The following is a 20,125-nucleotide window of genomic DNA, read 5'->3' on the forward strand; positions in this document are numbered from 1 at the left end:
TTTGTCACCAACCTGGTACAACCGAGGGGTGCAGCCCGAACCGATCGCCCCGGACTCGCCGGGGGCCGTCCTCCGCCTCGTGCGTTCGGGTCAGGCCGCGTCCCGCTCCGACATCGCGCGCCTGACCCACGTATCGGCGTCCACCGCGGCCACCCGCGTCGAAGCCCTGATCGGGCTCGGGTTCCTGCACGAGACCGGGGCCGGGCGCTCCCGGGGTGGGCGGCGTCCGCGGGTGCTCGAGCTGCGGACGGACGCCGGGGTGGTCGCCGCCGCCGACCTGGGTGCCCACCACGCGACGCTCGCGGTGTTCGACCTCGGCGGCACGCTGCTGGCCGAGCACGAGCTCCCGATGGACATCGCCGACGGCCCGGAGCGGGTGCTCGGCTGGGTGGTGGAGCAGGTCGGGGCGCTGGCCGAGGACCGGGCCCCGCTGCGCGGGCTCACGGTCGGCGTCCCCGGGCCGGTGGACTTCCGGGCCGGACGGGTCGTGTCACCGTCGCGGATGCCCGGCTGGAACGGCGCCGACGTCCCCGCGCTGGCCCGGGCGTTCACCGACGTGCCGGTGCTGGTGGAGAACGACGCGAACCTGATGGCGCTGGGTGAGTTCGCGGCCTCCCCGAGCGAGCACCTGGTGTTCCTGAAGGCCGGCTCGGGCATCGGCTGCGGGGTCATCGCGTCCGGCCAGCTGCACCGGGGCGCCCGCGGCGCGGCCGGCGACATCAGCCACGCCCCGGTCTCCGACCAGCAGGACGTGCCCTGCTCGTGCGGACGTACCGGCTGCCTCGACGCGGTGGCCAGCGGTGCCGCGCTGGCCCGGCGGCTGGCCGAGGCGGGCTTCGACGTCCACGGCACGACCGACGTGGTCCGGATCGCACGCGACGCCGAGCCGGTGTCGGCACGCATGTTCCGCGACGCCGGGCGCGCCACCGCCGACGTGCTCGCGACGATCGTCAACTTCTTCAACCCGGACACGCTCGTGCTCGGCGGTCAGCTGAGCCAGGCCGAGCCGTACGTCGCGAACATCCGGTCGACGCTCTACGAGCGGTGCCTGCCGATGGCGGTGGAGAAGCTCGTGATCGAGCCGAGCCGGGCCGGGCGCCTGGCCGGCGTGATCGGCGGTGGCCACCTGATGCTCGAGCACCTCTTCGACCCGGCCCGGGTCAACGCGCTGGTCTCCTAGGAGAATAGGGGCGTGCAACCCCTACTGACGATCGCGCCCTTCACTCCCGCGGACGCCGCGGACGCCGTCACCGTGGCCCGGCTCACCGAGTTGATCAACGAGGTCTACGCGGACGGCGAACGTGGCCTCTGGATCCCCGGGCAGAGCCGCACGACAGTGGGTGAGGTCGCGAACTTCGCCCGCGCGGGCGAGCTCTGGGTGGCCCGGCTCGACGACGAGCTCGTCGGCTCGATCCGCCTGGCCCGCCTCGACGACACGACGAGCGAGTTCGGCATGCTCGTCGCGTCGACGAAGCACCGCGGGCTCGGGATCGGCCGGGAGCTGGTGCGGTTCGCCGAGGCCAACGCCCGCGGTGCCGGCGACACGACGATGCAGCTCGAGGTGCTCACCCCGCGCGACTGGACGCACCCGGTGAAGCGGTTCCTGGTCGAGTGGTACACCCGGCTCGGTTACGTCAACGTCCGCACCGAGGAGTTCGCGCCCGCGTTCCCCCGCCTCGCCCCGTTCCTGGCCACCCCCTGCGACTTCCGCATCTTCCACAAGAATCTCTGGTCCTAGACCCGGCGATCTCCGGTCCTAGACTCGGCGTTCGGACGAAGGAGGGTCAGTGACGAGCGTGGCCAGCGAGCAGAGCACCCCGGCGCGCGGGCGGCAGCGGGTGATCGAGTCGGCGCTCGCGCAGTTCGCCGAGTTCGGCGTCGAGGGCACCTCGCTGCAGATGATCGCGGACGCGATGGGCGTCACGAAGGCCGCGGTGTACTACCACTTCAAAACCAAGGACGAGATCGTCCTGGCCGTCGTCGCCCCGGCGCTCGGGCAGTTGCGCGAGATCCTCGACCACGCCGAGGTGCAGCGCACCCAGGCCGCACGCACCCGCACGTTCCTCACCGGGTTCGTGCACCTGGTGGTGGGGCACCGCGAACTGCTCACGCTGCTCTACGACGACGTCGCGGTGCTGCGCACGCTCCGGCGGCACCTGCCGGACTTCCACGACTACGAACGCCGGATCCCGGTCGCGGTCGTCGGGGCCGGCGCCGAGCCCGGCCGGCGGGTGGCGGCGGCGGTCGCGCTGACCGGCATCGTGGCCGCGGCCGGCAGCCCCGAGTTCACCGCGCTGGGCGACGCCGACCTCGAGGGCCACCTCCTGGACGCCGGCCTGCGCCTCATCACCCCGCGCCGCCGCTCCCGCCCGTGACCGGCGCCGACGCCCAGCGCAGCGGCGTCACCAGCAGGTCGAGGAAACGGTCGACGACGCGGTAGGCCTCGCCGACGTCGCCGCCGCGGATGATCGCCTCGCGCAGCGCGGCGTCGACGACCGCCCAGAGCATCAGCGCGGTGTCCTCGGCGGCCGCCGGGCCGAGCGCGTCGAGGTCGTCGGCCAGGATCATCCGGGTGTCGCGCTCGGTGGCCGCGATCAGCGCCGCCGCCTGCGCGTCGGCCGCGGTGCGCAGCGCGACGTGCACCTTGTAGTGCCACGGCCGCAGCTCGAAGGCCCGGATGATCGTGTGCAGCCGGAGCCGGAGCCGTTCCTCCGGGCGGAGGTCCGCGGCCACCGCACGGGCCGGCGCGAGCTCGGGCGCCGACACGGCCCACTCGAGCACCGCCGAGGCGTACAGGTACTCCTTCGACGGGAAGTACCGGTACACGGTGCCGAGCGCGACGTCGGCCGCCTGGGCCACCGCGCGCATCTGGATGTGCTCGTACTCGTCGGCGTCGAGCGCGCCGAGCGCGGCGGCCAGGATGCGCTGGCGCCGCGCGATCTGCGTCGCGGTGAGTTTCGGACGCGCGTACCGCACCACCGCGCTGGCGTTCACGATCGCGTCGTCGACCATCGGCCCTCCCACGCGCTGTGAACTGGATTCTAGACCTATCTGAGGGACAGCATTAGAACCGGGTTCCACTATGGTCCCTCCGACGACCTCGGCCCGGGTGGGTGGATCCGATGACCGAATGCCACTGCGCCGTTCTCCGCGACGTCGACGCCCCGTACCCGGTGGAGACCGTCACGCCGGCACCGCCGGGCCCGGGTGAGCGATCGCGTCCGAGCGCGACGCGATCGTCGCGGTCGAGCACCGCGGTCGACGTGCCGCGCCGCCCGGCCGGTGCGTGCTCGTGGGCGCGGGCTCCGAGCCGCTGACCGTGTTCCCGCCCACGCTCGCCGGCAAGACGATCACGTACGTCCGCACGTCTTCATCCCGCAACTGATCCGGCTGGGGAAACAGGGCGTCTTCCCGTTCGACCGGCTCATCACCGAGTATCCACTGGATCACCTCAACCGGGCCGAAACGGACGCCCAGAGCGGTAACGTCGTGAAGCCAGTTCTGGTCCGGCGCTAGGTCAGGAGCCGACAATGTCCGTCCCCTCCGACTACCCGCGAACCCTCACCATCGACGGCACCGCCGTGGAGACCGCCGAGCACTTCGGAGTGATCGACCCGTCCACCGGGCAGCCGTTCGCCTCGGCCCCGTCGGTCTCCCCCGCCCAGCTCGACAGCGCGGTCCGCACCGCGCACGCCGCCTACGCCACCTGGCGGCGGGACGAGGCGGCCCGGCAGAAGGCGCTGCTCGCCGCCGCCGACGCGGTCGACGCGGCCGCCGCCGACCTGGCCGCGATCCTGGTCGCCGAACAGGGCAAACCCCTGCGTGACGCGCGCGCCGAGACGTACGCGGTCTCGCTGTGGCTGCGCTACTACGCGGGCCTGGAACTCGCGCCCGAGATCGTGCGCGACGACGAGAAGGGCTACGCGGAGGTCCACCGCAAACCGATCGGGGTCGTCGCCGCGATCACGCCGTGGAACTTCCCGCTGACGCTGGCCATGTGGAAGATCGCCCCGGCGCTGCGTGCGGGCAACACCGTCGTGATCAAGCCGTCGCCCTACACCCCGCTGGCCACGCTGGCGCTCGGCGAGGCGCTGCGCACGGTGCTGCCGCCCGGTGTGCTCAACGTGGTGACCGGGCCCGATCCGCTCGGCACGGCGCTCACCACCCACCCGCTGGTCCGCAAGATCAGCTTCACCGGGTCGACCGCGACCGGGAAGAAGGTCGCCGCGGCCGCCGCCGACGACCTCAAGCGCGTCACGCTGGAACTCGGCGGCAACGATCCGGCCGTCGTGCTGCCCGGCGCGAACGTGGCCGACATCGCCGGCCCGCTGTTCTGGAGCGGCTTCCTCAACAACGGTCAGACGTGCCTGGCCGTCAAGCGCGTCTACGTGCACGAGTCCCAGCACGACGAACTCGTCGACGCGCTCGCCGCGATCGCCGACGGCGTGAAGGTCGACCAGGGCCTGGTCGAGGGCGTGCAGCTCGGCCCGATCAACAACGAACCGCAGTACGAGCGCGTGAGCGGCCTGGTGGAGGACGCGATCGCGCAGGGCGCCCGGGTGGCCGCGGGCGGCTCGCCCGTCGACCGCGACGGCTACTTCTACCGCCCGACGATCCTGGCTGATCTGTCCGACGGGGTGAGGATCGTCGACGAGGAACAGTTCGGCCCGGTCCTCCCGGTGCTGTCCTACCGCGACGTCGACGACGCGGTGGCCCGGGCGAACAACACCACGTACGGCCTGACGGCGTCGGTGTGGTCCCACGATCCCCTCCACGCGGCGGAGGTGGCGGCGGAGATCGACGCGGGCCAGGTGACCGTGAACGCCCACGGGAGCGCGATCACCCCCGATCTGCCGTTCGGGGGGCACAAACACAGTGGAATAGGGGTGGAGAACGGGCCGTGGGGGTTGTTGGGCTTCACCGAGATCCAGGTGATAGCCGGGCCACCACGAGGGAGGTGAGGTCCATCGGGGTCGTGCGCGCCGGCGTGCGGGGGGAGGTGCCGCGCGGTGCCGGCCGCGCGGACATGGGGCGCGGGCACGGACGCAGTTGCGGGCTTCAGGGTGGCCGCGAGTTCAGAGGTGGCTGCGGACTGAGTTCGCGCGGGGTCTGGGGCCGCGCCGGGTTCCGGGACCGCGCCGGGTTCTGGGACCGCGCGAACTCTGAGGCCGCGCGGACTCCGGGGCCGCGCAGGTTCTAAGGCCGCACGGGTTCTGAGGCCCCTGCGGGTTCCGAGGCCGGTGCGGGTTCTGGGGCCGGTGCGCGCTCTGGGGCCGCTGCGAGATCTGCGCGCTCTGGGGCCGCTGCGAGATCTGCGCGCTCTGAGGCGGCTGCGCGCTCTGAGGCGGCTGCTGTAACTGCGGCGGCTGCGGGGTTGAGACGGCTCCGGGCGTTGAGAGGGCTGGAGGCGCTGCCCGCTGCGAGCACCGGCGCGACCGCTGTCGCTGGCCGCAGGCATGGACACGGCCGCAGGCGCAGGCTGGGAGCACCGGCAGGCCCGCAGGCGCGAGCCCCACCGCAGCCACGACCTGAGCACAGACTGCGGGTGGAGGCACAGCCGCGAGTATCGGCACGTGCGCGCAAGCGCGGGCCACAGGCGCGGGCGCGACCGCTGGCCCCGGCTACAGACGCGAGCACGCCATCGCCTCCTCCGACTCCACAGTCCCGCGATCCCCTCGGCGGCCACGATGTCTCCCCGCGCACTAACCGAACCAATCCACCACCGCCTACTTGGCGTCGACCGGCCACACCGCAGCCCCACCACACCGCAGCCCCACCACACCGCAGCCCCACCACACCGCAGCCCCACCACACCGCAGCCCGCGACCCCTCGCGACCCCTCGCGACCCTCGCGACCCTCGCGACCCTCGCGACCTTCGCGACCTTCGCGACCCTCGCGACCCTCGCGACCCTCGCGACCAGCGTGCCTTGAGTAGAACGGGGTTCTTGTTGGGGGTGGGGGGCGGCGTAGGATGGTGGGGTGCCTACTGGGGTTGCGCTTCGGGATGTTCGGGCGCAACTGTTCGACGCGGCTGAGCGGGTGTTGTTGCGGGGCGGGCCCAGTGCGCTGACCAGTCGGGCGGTTACCGACGAGGCCGGTGTGGCCAAAGGCGTGCTGCATCGGCATTTCGCGGACTTCGACGCGTTCCTGGCGGAGTTCGTGCTCGATCGGGTCGAGCGGATGGATGCTCAGACGGCGTCGCTGCTATGTGCGGCGGGGACCGGAACGGTGGTCGGCAACGTCTCGGCGGCGGTGAGTTCGTTGTTCGGGTCGGTGGCGGTGGCCATCGTGCCGCTGGTGATCTTCCGGGACGAGTTGCGGGCTCGGCTGCGGGAGGCGTGGCCGGCCGGGGTTCCGGTGCTCACCGAAGGGGCGATCATGTTCGAGTCCTATCTCGCGGCGGAGCAGGAGCTCGGGCGGGTGGCGGGGGACGCTCCGGTGGACGGGCTCGCTCCTACGCTCGTCGGCGCCGGTCATCTGCTCTTCGCCGATCGCACCGGTGCGCCGCCCACCGACGAGGCGGTGCGCTCCATGGTCACCACGGTGCTCGGCGCTCACCTCCGCGACTGATCGATACCCGCGCAGGATCATCGCCGAGCGGTCCCCCGGTGACGGTCCGGAGCCCGCCGTTCCGGGTCCGCTTACCGCGCCCGGCTGCGGCGAGGACCCCGTCGGTCCTTGACCGGCCACACCCGCGCCAACAGGAATCGGGCACCAGCTCGGACGGGAGACACCGAGCCAGCCGGCCCAGGGGAAGCGACCGGCTCAGACCGCGCCGTTCGGGAAGCGGGCCGACAAGGCTGGGAGGTGGGCCTCCACGGGGGGCGGGTCGACGTCCTCATCGGTGCGCCGGCCGCGAGCGAACACCGTGTGCAGGGGCATGAAGAAGTGCCAATCGCCCCGGTCGACCGCGTCGGCGTCGGGGAGGGAGGCGAGCACGTCGGGGTCGGCCAGCACGGCCTCGAACGAGGAGCGGCCCAGGGCGATCAGGCTGGCCCGGAACGCGGCGTAGCCGTCGCCGTAGCGCAGGAGCGTGTCGCGTTCGTCGTCGGTCGCTCCGGCCAGCAGACGGGCCGCGGCCAGCACACCGGGCCGCCGGGCCCGTTCCATCGCCCGAGCGAAGTGGTCGGCGAAGTCCGCGACGTCGGCCGCCGGCACCTCGTCCCGCCAGGCCTGGGCGACGGCCTCGGCCGGCTCGTCGTCGTAGTAGCCGCACTCGAGCGCGGCGTAGGCCCTCTCGATCACGTCCCAGAAGCCGGCCTCGTCCACCGCGTCAGGTGAGTTTCCAGAGGCGGACGGTGCCGTCGGTGCTGGCGGTCACCACGTGGGTGCCGTTCGCGGTGAACGTCGCCGCGCTCACCGGGGCGCTGGCGGGGAGGCGTACCTCCGCCCCGTCGGGCTTCCCGGTCGACGCGTCCCACCAGCGCACGACGTTGCCGGCGCAGGTGATCATCGAGTCGGAGTCGCGGCTGAAGCCGAGCGCGATGCTCAGGTCGGTGGGGCCGGGATCGATCGCCGGGCCCACCGGCTGGCCGGACTGGGCGTCCCACAGTTGCACCGCGTTCTTGAAACCGCCGGAGACGAGGCGGCTGCCGTCGGGGCTGAACGCCAGGCTCGTCGTGACCGCGCCGCTCCGGTTGGCCTGGAACACGACCTGCTGGTGGCTGCCGGCGTTCCACAGGCGGACGCCGTCGTCGGCCGCGGTGGCGATGCGGGTGCCGGTGGGGGCGAACGCGATCGCGGCGACCGGCGAGGTGTGGCCGCGCAGGGGCGGGTCGGAGGGCTCGACCGTGATCGCGTTCCAGATCCGCACGACGCCGTCCGCGCCGCCGGCCGCCATGGTGGCGCCGTCCTGGTCGAACGCGACCGCGATGGTCTTCTCCGGGCCCACCGGCACGGTGGCGCCGGCTTCGCGGCCGCTGTCCGGGTCCCACTGGTGCAGCACGCCGTCCTGACCGCCGGTGAGGAGCACACCGCCGCTGGGGCCGGCCAGCGTGGGGTCGTCGTCGACGACGAAGGCCGCCGCCCAGACCGCGGCGTCGGCGCCGCCCAGGGGCCCCACCTGGCGTTTCGTGGCCGGTTCCCAGATCGAGACGTCCCCGCCGGTGGTGATCCAGGCGACGTGGGTGGCGTCGCCGTCGACCGCGACGCGTTCGGCGATCGATTGACCGGCGGTGAACTCGCCGAGCAGGGCGGCGCTGTGCCCGGTCCGGGCGGTCTCGTCGGCGGTCGCGGTGGTGGCGGTGTGCGAGGCGTCCGCGGAGCGGTCGGCGTTGACGACCAGGGTCACCGCGGTGGCGGTCGCCACGACGACGGCGGCGGCGGCCCCGGCCAGGATCGTGCGTCGCCGCGGACGGGTCCGCCCCTCGCGCCGCGGCGCGGCCGTCTCCCGATCACCGGTCCGAACCCACTCCTCCGTCCCACCCCGCGACGAACCACCCCGCGACGAACCCTCCCGAACCGGAACAGCACTCGGCAGCGGCACAAGCGGCACAAGCGGCGGAAGCGGCGGCAGCGGCTCGTTGCCGAGGGCCACCGTCCGCGACGAGGGCGGCACCGGCGCACCGGGCTCCGCGCTACGCGGCGCCGGCCGCTCACGCCACGGCCCCCGCTGGTACAGCAGCGCGCCGTCGATGCGCAGCGGCACCCCCGACCGGGTGATCCAGTCCCCGCCGAGGTCCTGCTCGGCCGCGTTCACCAGCTCGACGGCGAGCGCCCGGGCCGACTCGGGCCGCGCCGCCGGGTCCTTCTCCAGCAGACGCTCCACCAGCGCGGCCAGCGCCGGCGGCGCGCCCTCCAGCGGCTCCGGCGGCATCGACAGGTGGTGGTGCAGCAGCCCGGGTAACGAGAGCCCGACCGGGAACGGCGACCTCCCCGACAGCAGCTCGTAGAACGTCACCCCGAGCGCGTACAGGTCGGTGGCCGGCCCGATCCGCCCACCCGAGATCTGTTCGGGGGCGATGTAGCGTGGGGTGCCGACGATGTCCGCGCTGGCCGACGCGTCGGAGCCGGCGAAGAGCTTCGCGATGCCGAAGTCGCCGACCTTGAGCAGCCCCCCGGTGGTGAAGAGCAGGTTCGCGGGCTTGATGTCCCGGTGCACCACACCCTGGTGGTGCGCGACCGACAGCGCCTCGGCGACCGCGAGCATCCACGCCGACGCGACGTCGGGCGCGACCGGGCGGCCCATCCGCTCGGTGAGCGTGCCGCCGCCGAGGTGTTCGAGCACCAGGAGCAGCACCAGGTCGCCCTCGGCGTACTCGTTGACGCGCACGATGTGGGGGTGGTCGAGCGCGGTCATCACCCGCGCCTCGTTGAGGAACCGCCGGGACGCGTCGACGTCACGTTCGGCGACGACGAGCGCCTTCACCGCGTGGGCCGAACCGAGACGCCGGTGCCGGGCGTGGAACACCAGCCCGTGCGCTCCCCGGCCGAGAACGTCGCCGATCTCGTACTGCGGGAGGGCGACGACGAGCTGGGCCCGATCGATGATCACGTCGACTGACTCCGCCTCACGGTCCGCCTTCCCCGGCCACGCCCGTCGCAGTGCGCGCGCGAATCGATTCTGCCCCGTGCGCACCACCGAGCGCACCCACCCCCCGAAAGGGGGTCACCAGCGCATCGAAAGCGAATCGTAAGCTCGGCCGGTCAAGGTCTGAGCGGTCAGGACGAACCACACCGACTTCCCCGGAGCACCCGATGCGCAAGCTGATCAACTCGACCTACATCACCCTCGACGGCGTCATCGAGAACCCGATGTGGACCATGCCGTTCTTCGACGAGGAGGCCGGCGCGCTGGCCGGGTCCCAGACCGACGCCGCCGACGCGATGCTGATGGGCCGCGCGACCTACGACGGGATGTTCCCGGCCTGGTCGAGCCGGGACGAGAGCGACCCGACGACCGGCGCCGCGTACTTCAACTCGGTGAAGAAGTACGTCGCCTCGCGGACGCTGACGAACCCGGAGTGGCGCAACACCGAGGTGCTGTCGGGTGACCTGGTCGAGGCCGTCACCGCGCTGAAGGCGCAGGAGGGCGGCGACATCATCCAGTACGGGTTCGGCGCGGTGACCGCGGCGCTGATCACGGCCGGCCTGGTCGACGAGGTGCGGCTCTGGATCCACCCGGTGATCGTCGGCGGCGCCTCGGTCTCCGCTCCCCTTCCCGACTTCACCGCGACGTTCGACCTGGTCGACACGAAGGTCTTCACGAGCGGCGTGATCATCGCCACCTACGCCCCCAAGGTCTGAAGCTCGGGTGGATGGTGATTCCGAGGGTGGCCGATCAGAGCAGAGCTCGGGCTTCGGCCGGGGTCAGGGCCGCACCCTCGGTGAGCAGAACGGTCAGGCGGGGCTCACCGAGGACGTCGGTGAGCCGGTCGGTCACCCGGTCCACCTCGTCCTGTTCGGCCGGGGCGGGCGGGGACTCCACCGCCACCCGGGCGGCCGCCGCCGCGCCCAGCAGACGCGCGGCGGCCGGAGCGTCACCCCGGGCGGCGGCCGCGGAGGCCAGCCCTTCGAGGGCGGGCACCTCGTTGCGGGGTGAGCCCATCGGGCCGGCCAGATCGAACGCCTCGCGGTGCAGCGCGATCGCCCCGTCGACGTCGCCGAGCTGCTCGGTGGCGTAGCCGAGCTCGATCAGCGCCATCGGCAGGAACAACGCGGTCGCCGCCTCGGCCCGGCCCCGCTCGACGAGCTGGGTCAGGTGCTCGACGGCCCGGTCGAGCTTGCCGCCGCGTCGCGCTCCGAACCCGAGGCTGATCTGCGCGAACGCGATCGAGGCCGACGAGCCCTGGGCCACCGCCATCCGGTGGGCCCGCTCCCCCAGCTCCTGCGCGGCGGCGTAGTCGCGGGTCTGCACGGCGAGCCAGGCCAGCCACGAGAGCCGCCCGCCGACCTCGGCGGTGAGCGAGAGCTCCTCGGCCCGGCGCAGCCCCTCGCTGTGCAGCGCGGCCGCGCCGTCGAAGTCGCCGCGCACCTCGGCCAGCCCGGCCAGCCACTCGGACGCGCGCAGCCAGCCCCAGCCGTCCCCCAGCTCCTCGAAGACCGCCGCGCCGCGGGTCGCGACCCGCTCCAGCTCGGCCCAGTCGCCGGTGGCGTGGGCGATCATCGCCCGGGTGCTCGCCACCGCGGCCCCGGTCCACGGGTCGTCGGTGACCGGGAGCAGCGACGCGGTCAGCTCCAGCTCGCTGCGCTCGATCAGCGCGTGGGCGACGAACCAGGCCGCGCGGGGGTCCTCGCACGCCGCGACGCACGCGCGGACGTCGTCGGCGGCGAACGCGGCGCCCTGCAGCAGCGCGAACCCGAGCCGCCACGGCGACGCCCGGCGTTCCTCGGCCGGCGTGCCCGGCCGGGCGAGCGCCGTGCGCGCCTCGGTGAGGCGGCCACGCAGGTACCAGTACCAGGTGAGCGCGCACGCCAGCGGCAACCCGCCCCCGGCGGCCAGCGCCGCGTGCAGGTTCGCGTCCTCGGCGTCGAGCCGGGCCAGCCACTCCCGTTGGTGCGGCCCCCGCAGCAGCGGATCGGCGCGCCCGGCCAGCGCCAGGTGGTACGACGTGTGCCGGGCGCGGACGTCGTCGGCGGACTCCAGCCGGGCCAGCGCGAACTCCGCCACCGACTCCAGCAACCGGTACCGGTGCCCGTCGAACACCACGAGCGACCGGTCGACGAGCGTGGCCAACGTGTCGAGCGAGGTGCCGCACACCGCGGACGCCGCGTCGGCCGTGCACCCGTCGCGGAACACCGCGAGCCGCGCCAGCGCCTGCTGGTCGTCGGGCGCGAGCAGGTCCCAGCTCCAGGCGATCACCGCGGTCAGCGTCCGCTGCCGGGCGGGTACGTCCCGGGTGGACGCGGTGAGCAGCGCGAACCGGTCGTCGAGGCGGGCGACGACACCCTCGAGGCCGAGGGCACGCACCCGCGTGGCGGCGAGCTCGAGCGCGAGCGGGAGCCCGTCGAGCCGCCGGCACAGGTGCGCGACGAGCGGCGCGGTGCGTTCGTCGAGCCGGAACGTGCGCTGCTGGGCGGCCGCCCTGGCGGTGAACAGCCGGGCGGCGGCCGAGCGGCGGACGGCGTCCACGTCGTGGTCGTCGTCGGCCAGCGGCAGCGGCGGGACCTCCCAGAGCACCTCGCCGGTGAGGCCGAGCGGTTCGCGGCTGGTGGCGAGCACGGTGACGCCGGGGGCCTCGCGCAGCAGGCGGGCGACCAGCTCGGCCGCGTCCTCGACGACGTGCTCGCAGTTGTCCAGGACGATCAGCAGGTCACGGCCGCGGACGGCGGTGAGCAGACGGTCCGCGGGCGGCACGACGGAGCCGGTGGGCTCGGCGAGGTCGAGTGCGCCCAGCACGCGGTCGGCGACGCCCCCGTCGCCGGCCGGCAGCGGGGCCAGCTCGACCAGGCAGGCCGGCGCGTGGTCGCGGGCCACCTCGGTCGCCAGCCGGGTCTTGCCGACGCCGCCCGGCCCGATCAGCGTGACCAGGCGGCGGGACGGCACCAGCGCACGCAACTCGACCAGCGCCTCACCCCGGCCGACCAGTTCGTCCAGCCGGGCCGGCACGCTGTTGCGTACGATCGCGGCGGTCGGCACCGGGCTGAGCGCCGCGTCCTGGGCGAGCAGCCGGCCGTGCAGCGCGACCAGTTCCGGGCCCGGGTCGAGGCCCAGCTCATCCGCGAGGTGGTTCCGCAGGTCGGCGTAGCTGTCCAGGGCCTCGGCCCGGCGTCCGGCGGCGTAGAGCGCCCGGAGGTAGACGCCCCGGAGCGCTTCGCGGAGCGGGTGCTGCGCGACCAGCGCGGCCAGCTCGGCGGCGACCGCGTCGTGTTCCCCGCGCTCGAGCCGGGCGGCGGCCAGCCGTTCCCGGGCGACCAGACGCTGCTCGGTCAGCCGCAGCACCTCGGCGCGGACGAACTCGTGGTCGGCGACGTCGGCGTAGGCCTCGCCGCGCCAGAGCCCGAGCGCCGTGGCCGGGTCGGTGGGCAGCAGCGCGGCGAACCGGTCCGCGTCGACGTCGCCGGTACGCAGCACGTACCCCGGCGCCACGGATTCCACCCGGTCACGGGCGCCGGGCTCGGCGTCGCCCAGGGCTTTGCGTAGTTGGGAGACGCGTACCTGCAGCGCGCCGGACGCGTTCGCGGGTGCGTTCTCGCCCCAGAGGTCGTCGATCAGCCGGTCGGCGGAGACGACGTGGTTGCGGTTGGTGAGCAGGTCGGCCAGGAGCAGCCGCACCTTGGCCCCCGGGATCACGACCGGGTCGCCGGCCTCCGTGGTGGCCGTCACCGGCCCGAGCACACCGAACCGCACCAGCACGTCCTCCGAAAGCGAACCGTAAGAGCCCACCGTCACGGTACGGGCATGGAGATCTTCTACGCCGACCACGGTGCCGGGCCGCCGCTGGTGCTGATCCCGGGCGCGCTGTCGGGCATCGGTTCCTCGTTCGGGGCGATCCTGCCCCGGCTGGCCGCCACGCGCCGGGTGATCGCGGTGGAGCTGCAGGGCCACGGGCACACGCCGGACGCCGACCGCCCCCTGACCGTGAGCCACTGCGCCGACGACGTCGTCGAGCTCCTCGACCGGCTCGGGGTGCCGGACGCGGACGTGCTCGGCTGGAGCTTCGGCGCCGCGGTCGCCCTGCACCTGGGGCTCGAGCACCCGGCGCGGGTGCGTCGCCTGATCCTGGCGAGCCTGAGCGTCGACCGCGGCGGCCTCTACCCCGGGGTGCTCGGCGGGACGCTCGCCCCCGAGCACCTGCACGGGTCGGAGCTGCACCAGGAGTACCTGCGTACGGCCCCGGACCCGCGCGGGTTCGCCGGCCTGGTCGCGAAGGTCGCCGCGCTGGACGCGGACCCGCCGCAGTGGCCGGCCGCCCGCATCCGCGCGCTGCGACGCCCGGCGATGCTCGTCCTCGGCGACGCCGACATCGTCCGGCCCGAGCACACGATCGAGACGTTCCGGCTGCTCGGCGGTGGGGTTCCCGGTGACGTCAGCGCGCTGCCGGTGTGCCGGCTGGCGATCCTGCCGGGCACGACGCACACCGGGGTGCTCGCGGCCGTCGACTGGCTGGCACCGATGGTCGACGAGTTCCTCAGTGAGGCCGGCTAGCCGGACGGCGCCGCAGCCGCGAGACCACGAACAGCGCCACGGCCAGCACGCAGACCACGATCACCACGTTCTGGAACGTCCCGGCGACCGGCTCGACCCGGGGCCAGTTCTCGCCGAGCACGTACCCGGCCAGCACGAACGTGGTGTTCCAGAGCAGGCTGCCGAGCGTCGTGTAGAGCAGGAACACCGGCAGCGGCATCCGCTCCACCCCGGCCGGCACCGAGATCAGGCTCCGGAAGATCGGCACCATCCGTCCGAAGAAGACCGCTTTGCGGCCGTGGCGCGCGAACCACGCCTCGGTGCGGTCCAGGTCACGCACGTGCACCAACGGCATCCGGTCGACGATCGTCCGCAGCCGGTCCCGGCCGAGCGCGGCGCCGATCCCGTAGAGCGCGAGCGCCCCGACGACCGAGCCCAGCGTGGTCCAGGCGATCGCCGACAGCAGGTTCAGCTCACCCCGGCTCGCGGCGAACCCGGCGAGCGGCAGGATCACCTCGCTCGGGATCGGTGGGAACAGGTTCTCCAGCGCGACCGCCAACCCGGCACCCGGGCCGCCGAGCCGCTCGACCAGGTCGGTGGCGAACTCGGTGATTCCAGTCATCATCATGGAAGGAACGCTAGAAATCGGACGCTCACCCCACCATGCGGTCGCCCGCCGACCTTCGCTGCGGAAAACCCCAGCGCTACGCGGCGAACAGGGCCAGGAGGCTGTGCGGGGTGTCGGCGCCGAAGATGAGCTCGAAGTCGCGGGCGGCCTCGGTGCCCTCGGCCAGGCTGCGGGGGAACAGGTCGCTCTCGTACGACGCCAGCGCGGCCTCGGCGTCGGACGGGTGCGCCGCGATGGCCGCGGCGAGCTCCGCGCCGTCGAGCATCGCGAGGTTCGCGCCCTCGCCGTTGGGTGGCTGGAGGTGGGCGGCGTCGCCGAGCAGCGTCACGCCCGGCGTCCGGTCCCACCGGTGCCCGAGCGGCAGCGTGTGCAGGTGACGCAGCACCGGCGGGGTCTCGCCGTCGGTGATCAGCGCGGTGAGCTCCGGCGCCCACCCGGCGAACTCGGCGGCCACGTCGTGCCCGGCGAACCAGTCCAGCGGCCGGGTCAGCATCACGTAGGTGTGCAGGACTCCCCCCGCTTCCCGGTGGGCCTGGATCCCCGCGCCCGGCACCAGCGCGTACATCGAGCCCGCGCCGACCGCCGTCGCGGTGGCCGGGTGCCGTTCGTCGGCGTCGAACAGGTAGGTCTCGTGGACCGACGTTCCGGTGGGGACCGGCGTTGCGTCCGACACCAGCGGACGCACCCGCGACCACGCGCCGTCCGCGCCGACCAGGAGGTCGGTGACCACGGTGGAGCCGTCGGCGAACGTCAGCTCGTGCCGGCCGGCCCCGACCGACCGGGCCGCGGTGACCTTGTGCCCCCACCGGATCGTGCCGGCCGGCAGCGCGTCGATCAGGAGCCGGCGCAGGTCGCCGCGGAGGATCTCCGGGCGCTGCCCCGAGCCGGGGTGGTCGAGCAGGACGTTCCCGGCGGGGTCGAGCACCCGCTGGGCCTCGGCGCCGTGGTGGACGCGGGCCCGGAACTCGTCCAACAGCCCCGCCGCCCGCAGCGCGCGCTGCCCGTTGTGGGGATGGATGTCGAGCTGACCGCCCTGGGAGCGGGCGCCGGGCGAGGCGTCGGCCTCGTAGACCGTGGCCGGGATGCCGTGGACGTGCAGCACGCGGGCGAGCACGAGCCCGCCGAGACCGGCTCCGACGATGGTGATCATGACAATCCCTCGGATATCTCTGGATCAATGTTCCAGAGACAGCGTGGATCGTTGATCCAGGCATGTCAAGATGGGGTCATGCCCATCACCGACCGGCGGCGTGACGACGCGCTCTCCCGGGCCCTCATCGTCGCGACGGCCATCGAGATGCTCGACACCGCCGGCGAGCGCGGCCTGACCGTGCGCGGCCTCGCCGCGAAGCTGCGGACCGGCCTCGGCGCGCTCTACTGGCACGTGCGGAACAAGAGCGACGTGCTGGTCGCCGCCACCGACGCCGTCCTCGCCGAGGCGCTGACCGCCGACACCGCCGACCTGGCCCCGGACGACGCGATCCGGGCCGTCGCGCTCGGCGTGTTCGACGCGTTCGACGCCCACCCGTGGATCGGCGTCCAGCTCTCCCGGCTCTCGTCGCAACCGACGACCGTGCAGATCTTCGAGCGCATCGGCCGGCACCTGCAGGCGCTCGGCGTCCCCGACGACACCCAGTTCGACGCGGCGGCGGCGCTGCTGAACTACGTGCTGGGCGTGGCCGGGCAGAACGCCGCGCTGGCCGCGTCGGTCGAGCCCGGCACCGTCCGGTCCGACGTCCTCGCGGGCGTGTCGTCGGCGTGGTCCGAACTCGACGCCGACGACTACGCGTTCACCCGCCGGGTGGCCGCCCGGCTGCGCGACCACGACGACCGGGAGCAGTTCCTGGCCGGCGTGAACTGGCTGCTGGCCGGCATCACCGCCCGGTCGTGAGCAGCAGCACCGCCAGCGCCGCCAGGCACACCAGCAGCGCGACGCTGAGCCCCACCCCGAACCGGCGCAGGCGCTCGATCGTCGCGGCGTTCGCCGTGGCCTGCTCCCGGAGCCGGTCGATCGTGCCGGTGGCCTCGTCGACCCGGTGCCGGATCGCGTCGGTGCCGGCCTCGGTGGTGCGCACCAGCTCACCCACCTGCCGGGTCAGCCGCTGCCGGTCGATCCGGTCGTCGCCGAGCAGTTCGTCGAGCGTGCGCAGCCGGACGTCGAGCGCGGCGATCGTCTCGCGCAGCTCCGAGCCGAACGGCGCGAGCGTCGGCTCCACCGCGCGCTTGGTGATGTCGGTGACCGCGTCGGCCAGCAGCGTCACGGTCTCCTGGTGGACGTCCCTCGTGGTGGTCAACGGTCCCCTCCTAGTTGCGGGTTTCGGCTCAGCGCGTCGATGCGCCGCAGCCAGTTCGACGCCCGGTCGCGTCCCTCGGTGGCGGCCACCTTGTCGTCCGGGCCCGGTTCCCGTTCGGCCGCCGCGACCTCGGCGGCGGTGCCCTCGGCGAGCCGGGCGAGTTCGGCGTGCAGGTGCCCCACCACGTGCTCGACCGCGCCGGTGACCGCGCGCACACCGGCGTCGCGGCTGCGGGCCCAGGCCTCGGCCACGGCCGCCCGGTTGGCGTCCGCGTCGGAGCGGCGCCGACGCGGGTCGAGCAGCACGATCAGCCGCTGCCAGCCGCCGCGCCACTCGACCGTCGCGGCGACGTGGTCCACTTCGGCCACGCCGAACGGCTCCACGTCCCAGGTCAGCTCGGGCGGCGTCACGGTGCGGCCGGGGAGCCGGGCCGCCAGTTCGAACGACAACACCGCGCAGTCCGACGCCAGCAGCTCGCGGACCGTCCGGTTGAGCACGTCGATCTCGGCGCCGAGCCGGTCGCGGGCCGCGGCGAACGCACGCTTGCCGGTCAGGCCGTGCACCACGTGCTCGACCCGCGACGTGCCCCGGTCGAGCGCCTCGGCCACCCGGGCGCGCAGCCACGGTTCGCCCCACTCCGGGTCCTGGCGGAACGCGTCGCGCACGGCGCCCAGCTCGTCGGCGTCGGCCCGGAACGCGTCCAGCCGGGCCCGGCGGGTCTCCTCGCCGTCGGCGACGCGGTCGATCCGGCGGACGTGGCGGCCGTGCACGTCGGTCACCACCTGGTGGGCGCGCTCGAGCCAGGACGCGAGCAGCGTGCGCCGCGAGTCGAGGACGTAGCGGCCCAGGTCGTCGGAGAGGGCCCGGAAGTCGTCGTTGAGCTCGCTGACGACCTCGGTGAAGTACGTCCGTGGCGGCGTCTCGCCGAGCACGTTCTCGACCGTCTCGCGGACCCGGTCCTCGTCGCGTTCGACGACACCGCGCCGGGTGATCACGAAGAAGAAGCGGGAGGGGTCGAGCTGCCGCTGGAGGTAGGTCAGGTTCGCCTGGTCCTCGGCGCTGGCCGGGCGGGCCCCGTCGAAGCAGTAGACGACCGCGCCGTGCCGCTGGTCGCGCACGGCCCGGTGCGCGGTGACCCGGTGGTGCGGCACGGGCGCGTCGGTGCCGGGCGTGTCGACGATCGTCACGTGCTCGAGCAACGGGTGCGGCACCCCGACCCGCAGCGTGTCGACGCGCAGCGCGAGCGCCGGGTCGCGGGTGAGGTCGGCGAACGCGCGCTCCCGGTCGAGCGAGCCGGGCCACTGGTCGGGCACCGACACGAACCGCCGGACCCGCACCTCGGCCGGCACCGACAGGTCGGTGATCCGCGGCCGGTCGGGGCTCGGCGCGAGGTAGGCGTAGAGCTGCGGGTCACCGGTGAGGTCGAGCATCTTCCAGAGCCGCCAGAACGCGGCCTCCGGGTCGCTGTCGGACTGGCCCGAGGCCAGCGGGCGGAACTCGCAGTCGCGGGCGGCGACCGACCGGTCACGCAGCCACCGCCCCAGCGCCCGGATGTTCTCCAGGTGGACACGCAGCTGGTGCGGCTCGGCGCCCGGGGACAGCAGCCGCAGCTCGACCTCCGGCAGCCACTCGACGGTCAGCGAGTCGCGCGGCGCGTACTCCACCCGGTTCACCGTCGACGTCGTCGGGCGCGGCGCGGCCGGCAGCAGCGCGGCCCCGGTGCGGACGCCGAGCAGCGCGTTGATCAGCGACGACTTGCCCGACGAGGACTGGCCGAGCACCGCGACCTCGAGCCGGTCGTCGCGGACCTCGTCGCGGACGGTCTCCAGCGCGGCCCGGTCGGCGTCGGTCGCGCCGAGCGCGGTGTCGGCGAGCACGTTCTCCAGCAGCGCGATCAGGTCGTCGCGCAGCCGGGCGTAGGCCTGCCCGAACGCCTGGTGGTCCACCGGCTCGCGGGGCAGCCGGACGCCCCGCACGGCCTCGCCGTTGTAGCGGTCCAGCGTCGCGCGGACGTCGTGGTCGAGCAGCGTCCGGAGCGTCTCGACCGGACGCGCGGCCGACGCGAGGCGGGTGATCGCGGCGAGCCGGTCGTCGAGTTCGATCACCGCCGGACCGTCGCGCTCGATGCCGACCAGGTCCGCGAGCAGGTGCAACGAGCCGAGCCAGTCGGGGTGGCGCGCCATCAGCGCCATCGTGCGGCGCCGGGCGAAGTCACCGCAGAGCGACTCCCGGCCGCGGATCGCGGCCGCCCCGAGGCCGGCGGTCCAGCGGTCGGGCGCGGTGCGGGTACGCAGCAGCGCGACGCAGCGCAGGAACGTCGTGCGCTCCGGGCCCGGCCGCGCCAGCCGGCGGACGGCGAGCGGGATCGCCGGGCCGATGTCCAGACCGGGCACGGCGAGCTCGTCGAACGTGGACGCCGACCCGGCGATCTCGGCCTCCCGCCGGTTCTCGATCAGCAGCAGCGGCAGCGACCGCAGCATCTCCAGCGCCTGCGCGTCGAGCTCGGTGATCCCCCGGCGCGGCACCACGTACAGCACGCCGACGTCGGGTCGCCCGGCCTCGTCGGCGGCGGCACCGGTCAGGTCGTGGACCGTGTCCAGGCCCGGACAGTCGACGATCCGCATGCTCCAGTCGAGCAGCGCGCGGGCGGGCACGATCGCGCGGACCCGGCGCAGCTCCCCGAACCGCTCGAGGTCCGGGGTGTCGAGCGGGGCCCGGACCCACTCGGTGGGCTCGGCACTGGTACCGCCGACGCCGAGCCAGAGCTCGGGGTTGACGCCGTACACGTACTCCACCGGCACCGGCGTCGCCCGGCCGGGGCGCTCGGCGAGGCCGGGCAGGGTGCCCACACCGTCGGCGAGCAGGGCCGAGACCAGCGCGGTCTTGCCCGCGTCGACCGGACCCCAGACGACGAGCGTGAAGTCCGGAACCGCGCCGAGCCGGATCCGGTGACCGGTCCGGTCGGCGGCGTCGTAGGCGGCCCGGACCGCGGCCGGGAGAACCGCGATCGCACCGGCGTCGGGCTCCGGTGCGGCGTCGGGGGGCGAGGGGTCGAGGGTGGAGGGACGGCTCACGGATCAGAAGTCTAGGGACTTTCGCCCGATATATGGCGAATTTGTTCGCCGGGTCGTGTTGCG

16 protein-coding genes are annotated in these 20,125 nt (G+C 74.0%); 8 read left to right on the plus strand and 8 right to left on the minus strand.

Annotated features, from left to right (window positions below; translation table 11 throughout):
• Window positions 1–28 precede the first annotated feature (28 nt).
• Genes ABD437_RS20060 through ABD437_RS20070 form a run of 3 tightly spaced genes read left to right on the plus strand, consistent with a single transcriptional unit; the run spans window position 29 to window position 2,375 of the window.
• Window positions 29–1,180 (plus strand): ROK family protein, encoded by a 1,152-nt coding sequence (locus tag ABD437_RS20060; protein WP_344650407.1) that lies wholly within the window; start codon window positions 29–31, stop codon window positions 1,178–1,180.
• Window positions 1,181–1,192: 12 nt separating this feature from the next.
• Window positions 1,193–1,738, plus strand: coding sequence for a GNAT family N-acetyltransferase (locus tag ABD437_RS20065; RefSeq protein ID WP_344650408.1), 546 nt, complete (start codon window positions 1,193–1,195; stop codon window positions 1,736–1,738).
• Between the two features lie 49 nt (window positions 1,739–1,787).
• Window positions 1,788–2,375, plus strand: coding sequence for a TetR/AcrR family transcriptional regulator (locus ABD437_RS20070; RefSeq protein ID WP_344650409.1), 588 nt, complete (start codon window positions 1,788–1,790; stop codon window positions 2,373–2,375).
• On the opposite strand, the gene ABD437_RS20075 is transcribed toward ABD437_RS20070, so the two are convergent.
• Window positions 2,347–3,012 (minus strand): TetR family transcriptional regulator, encoded by a 666-nt coding sequence (locus ABD437_RS20075; RefSeq protein ID WP_344650410.1) that lies wholly within the window; start codon window positions 3,010–3,012, stop codon window positions 2,347–2,349. The genes ABD437_RS20070 and ABD437_RS20075 overlap by 29 nt on opposite strands.
• 518 nt (window positions 3,013–3,530) lie before the next feature.
• Between ABD437_RS20075 and ABD437_RS20080 the strand changes: the two genes are divergently transcribed.
• Together ABD437_RS20080 and ABD437_RS20085 are read left to right on the plus strand one after the other, a co-directional pair.
• Window positions 3,531–4,961, plus strand: a complete 1,431-nt coding sequence (locus ABD437_RS20080) for an aldehyde dehydrogenase family protein (RefSeq protein WP_344650411.1) — start codon at window positions 3,531–3,533, stop codon at window positions 4,959–4,961.
• 1,019 nt (window positions 4,962–5,980) lie between these two features.
• On the plus strand, window positions 5,981–6,571 hold the full coding sequence (locus ABD437_RS20085; protein ID WP_344650412.1) for a TetR family transcriptional regulator: 591 nt from the start codon (window positions 5,981–5,983) through the stop codon (window positions 6,569–6,571).
• Between the two features lie 195 nt (window positions 6,572–6,766).
• On the opposite strand, the gene ABD437_RS20090 is transcribed toward ABD437_RS20085, so the two are convergent.
• The gene (locus tag ABD437_RS20090) at window positions 6,767–7,270 is read right to left on the minus strand and encodes a DUF4240 domain-containing protein (protein WP_344650413.1); all 504 of its coding nucleotides are present in this window, start codon (window positions 7,268–7,270) and stop codon (window positions 6,767–6,769) included.
• 4 nt (window positions 7,271–7,274) lie between these two features.
• A complete protein-coding gene (locus tag ABD437_RS20095; protein WP_344650414.1) occupies window positions 7,275–9,494 on the minus strand; it encodes a WD40 repeat domain-containing serine/threonine protein kinase in 2,220 nt (739 codons plus the stop codon).
• Between the two features lie 203 nt (window positions 9,495–9,697).
• Between ABD437_RS20095 and ABD437_RS20100 the strand changes: the two genes are divergently transcribed.
• Complete coding sequence (locus tag ABD437_RS20100) at window positions 9,698–10,246, plus strand: dihydrofolate reductase family protein (RefSeq protein WP_344650415.1); 549 nt, start codon at window positions 9,698–9,700, stop codon at window positions 10,244–10,246.
• Between the two features lie 34 nt (window positions 10,247–10,280).
• Here ABD437_RS20100 and ABD437_RS20105 read toward each other — a convergent pair whose 3' ends face one another.
• Window positions 10,281–13,325 (minus strand): AfsR/SARP family transcriptional regulator, encoded by a 3,045-nt coding sequence (locus tag ABD437_RS20105; protein ID WP_344650416.1) that lies wholly within the window; start codon window positions 13,323–13,325, stop codon window positions 10,281–10,283.
• Between the two features lie 15 nt (window positions 13,326–13,340).
• Here ABD437_RS20105 and ABD437_RS20110 point away from each other — a divergent pair, with 15 nt between their 5' ends.
• Window positions 13,341–14,087, plus strand: a complete 747-nt coding sequence (locus ABD437_RS20110; protein ID WP_344650417.1) for an alpha/beta fold hydrolase — start codon at window positions 13,341–13,343, stop codon at window positions 14,085–14,087.
• Here the strand turns inward: ABD437_RS20110 and ABD437_RS20115 are convergent.
• Both ABD437_RS20115 and ABD437_RS20120 read right to left on the minus strand, forming a co-directional pair.
• Window positions 14,071–14,694: a DedA family protein gene (locus ABD437_RS20115; RefSeq protein ID WP_344650418.1), complete on the minus strand. Its 624-nt coding sequence runs from the start codon at window positions 14,692–14,694 to the stop codon at window positions 14,071–14,073. The two genes, ABD437_RS20110 and ABD437_RS20115, sit on opposite strands and share 17 nt — an antisense overlap.
• A 76-nt stretch (window positions 14,695–14,770) precedes the next feature.
• On the minus strand, window positions 14,771–15,844 hold the full coding sequence (locus ABD437_RS20120) for an FAD-dependent oxidoreductase (protein ID WP_344650419.1): 1,074 nt from the start codon (window positions 15,842–15,844) through the stop codon (window positions 14,771–14,773).
• A gap of 78 nt (window positions 15,845–15,922) precedes the next feature.
• On the opposite strand from ABD437_RS20120, the gene ABD437_RS20125 reads away from it, so the two are divergent.
• Window positions 15,923–16,585 (plus strand): TetR/AcrR family transcriptional regulator, encoded by a 663-nt coding sequence (locus tag ABD437_RS20125; protein WP_344650420.1) that lies wholly within the window; start codon window positions 15,923–15,925, stop codon window positions 16,583–16,585.
• Here ABD437_RS20125 and ABD437_RS20130 read toward each other — a convergent pair.
• Entirely contained in the window at window positions 16,569–16,988 is a 420-nt protein-coding gene (locus ABD437_RS20130) for a hypothetical protein (RefSeq protein ID WP_344650421.1), read from the minus strand. The two genes, ABD437_RS20125 and ABD437_RS20130, sit on opposite strands and share 17 nt — an antisense overlap.
• Window positions 16,985–20,062 carry a dynamin family protein gene (locus ABD437_RS20135; protein WP_344650422.1) on the minus strand — a complete coding sequence of 1,026 codons (3,078 nt, stop codon included), beginning with the start codon at window positions 20,060–20,062 and terminating at the stop codon, window positions 16,985–16,987. The genes ABD437_RS20130 and ABD437_RS20135 overlap by 4 nt, the downstream gene beginning before the upstream one ends.
• Between the last annotated feature and the right edge of the window lie 63 nt (window positions 20,063–20,125).

Source organism: Cryptosporangium japonicum (assembly GCF_039524755.1).
GTDB classification, from domain to species: Bacteria; Actinomycetota; Actinomycetes; order Mycobacteriales; family Cryptosporangiaceae; genus Cryptosporangium; species Cryptosporangium japonicum.

Bases quoted from the DNA above. Each gene is read 5' to 3' on its own strand.
- ABD437_RS20075 (WP_344650410.1), bottom strand. From the start codon at position 3,012: ATGGTCGACGACGCGATCGTGAACGCCAGCGCGGTGGTGCGGTACGCG.
- ABD437_RS20080 (WP_344650411.1), top strand. From the start codon at position 3,531: ATGTCCGTCCCCTCCGACTACCCGCGAACCCTCACCATCGACGGCACC.
- ABD437_RS20100 (WP_344650415.1), top strand. From the start codon at position 9,698: ATGCGCAAGCTGATCAACTCGACCTACATCACCCTCGACGGCGTCATC.
- ABD437_RS20110 (WP_344650417.1), top strand. From the start codon at position 13,341: ATGGAGATCTTCTACGCCGACCACGGTGCCGGGCCGCCGCTGGTGCTG.
- ABD437_RS20115 (WP_344650418.1), bottom strand. From the start codon at position 14,694: ATGATGATGACTGGAATCACCGAGTTCGCCACCGACCTGGTCGAGCGG.
- ABD437_RS20120 (WP_344650419.1), bottom strand. From the start codon at position 15,844: ATGATCACCATCGTCGGAGCCGGTCTCGGCGGGCTCGTGCTCGCCCGC.
- ABD437_RS20125 (WP_344650420.1), top strand. From the start codon at position 15,923: ATGCCCATCACCGACCGGCGGCGTGACGACGCGCTCTCCCGGGCCCTC.